Source organism: Bradyrhizobium sp. WSM4874, from assembly GCF_055811835.1.
The window spans coordinates 1-1,412 of the sequence record NZ_JBVVPR010000145.1; the positions used below are offsets into that span (position 1 = coordinate 1).

A 1,412-nucleotide genomic window follows, 5' to 3' on the forward strand; every position below is an offset into this window, starting at 1 on the left:
CCCTTCGCCAGGATGCGGATGGTGGTGTCGTCGCCATGCAGGCGCTCGGCAGCAAGCACATGGCGCTCGATCAAGTGGAAGAGCGGCATCACGGCGAAGGTCCCGTGGCCGACCTGGTCGGCCAGCGTCGACAATGGCAGGTCGATCCCCTCGGCCTTAAAGCGCGCACTCTGCCGATTGAGCGGGATGTGCATGCCGAACTTGTCGAACAGAATCGTCGCCAGCAATTGTGGGCCGATGAAGCCGCGCGGCGTCGCGTGGAACGGCGCCGGCGGCTGGCTGATCTTCTCGCAATCGCGGCAGGTGAACTTCTCGCGCACTGTCTCGATGACCTTGAAGCGGCGCGGGATCTCCTCCAGCGTCTTGGTCACATCCTCGCCGATCTTCGCCAGCCGCGATCCGCCGGAGCAGGCGCAGCTCGTCGGAGCCTCGATAACGATGCGCTCATGTTCGATGTCGTCCGGCCAGGGCTTGCGTACCGGCCGCTTGCGCGTGAAGGCGCGCACGCCCTGGGTCTTCGCCGCCGCGGCCTGAGCCGCAAGCTCATCCTCGCTCGCCGTGGTGGCGAGTTCTTCGAGTTCCAATTCCAATTGTTCGATCAGACGCGCCGTGCGCTCGGAGCGCTGCCCGTACAGTTCGCGCTTGAGCTTCTCGATCCGCAGCTCGAGATGCGCGATCAGCGCCGCGTTGTCCGACAGCTCCGCCCGCGCACTGGCAGCCACCGCCTCGGCGAGCAGCCGCGCCTCACGCTCGGCCTGCAGCGCCGCCAGGGCACTCACAAGGTCCGATGGAAGATCGTCCGGCTTCGATATCATGAAGCCATTGAATCAGATCAAGCAGCAGATTCAAACCCAAAACGGCTATCCGATCCGCGTCGGACGCTGGGCTTCTTGCGGGTTGCGCCAATCGATTCCGGACAACAGGTAGCTCATCTGCGCCGGAGAGATCGTCACTGCTTCGCCCGCAACCGAAGGCCAGATGAACCGCCCTCTGTCCAGTCTTTTGGTGAACAGGCATGCTCCCTGGCCATCGTGCCAGATCACCTTCACAAGATCGCTTCGGCGACCGCGGAAGACAAACAGATGACCGCTGAGCGGGTCCTTGCGCAGCACCTCCTGCACCTGGAGTGCCAGCGTCGGAAAGCCTCGCCGCATGTCCGTGTAGCCTGTCGCAAGCCATACGCGCGCGCCCGTCGGAACCGGGATCATCGGCGCACCAGAGCCTCGAGAACCCGACGCAGGGCGTCTCCATCAACGTCGCCATCGACCCGGATGCGGTGCCCGCTACCAAGGTCGATCTCGATGATGCCATGGCTCTTCCGTCGACGCGTCGCCATCGTCGTCAATGGCGCTTCGGCCACCGCCCGCGGCGGCACAGACGACCCAATCTCGACCGGCACGAACGGCGCTATA

At 64.5% G+C, this 1,412-nt stretch carries 2 protein-coding genes and 1 pseudogene; all 3 read right to left on the bottom strand.

The window, feature by feature from the left end; all coding sequences use genetic code 11:
• The coding region (locus AC0L3P_RS39715; protein WP_473309428.1) for an IS66 family transposase at nucleotides 1-815 on the bottom strand (815 nt) is incomplete at its 3' end.
• A gap of 45 nt (nucleotides 816-860) precedes the next feature.
• Entirely contained in the window at nucleotides 861-1,208 is a 348-nt protein-coding gene (gene tnpB / locus AC0L3P_RS39720; protein ID WP_473309429.1) for an IS66 family insertion sequence element accessory protein TnpB, read from the bottom strand.
• A pseudogene (locus tag AC0L3P_RS39725) lies at nucleotides 1,205-1,412 on the bottom strand (IS66-like element accessory protein TnpA); the annotation flags it as partial. The gene tnpB and the pseudogene AC0L3P_RS39725, both read right to left, overlap by 4 nt.

Excerpts from the sequence above, each read along its gene's own strand:
- tnpB (WP_473309429.1), bottom strand. The coding sequence starts at position 1,208 with ATGATCCCGGTTCCGACGGGCGCGCGCGTATGGCTTGCGACAGGCTAC.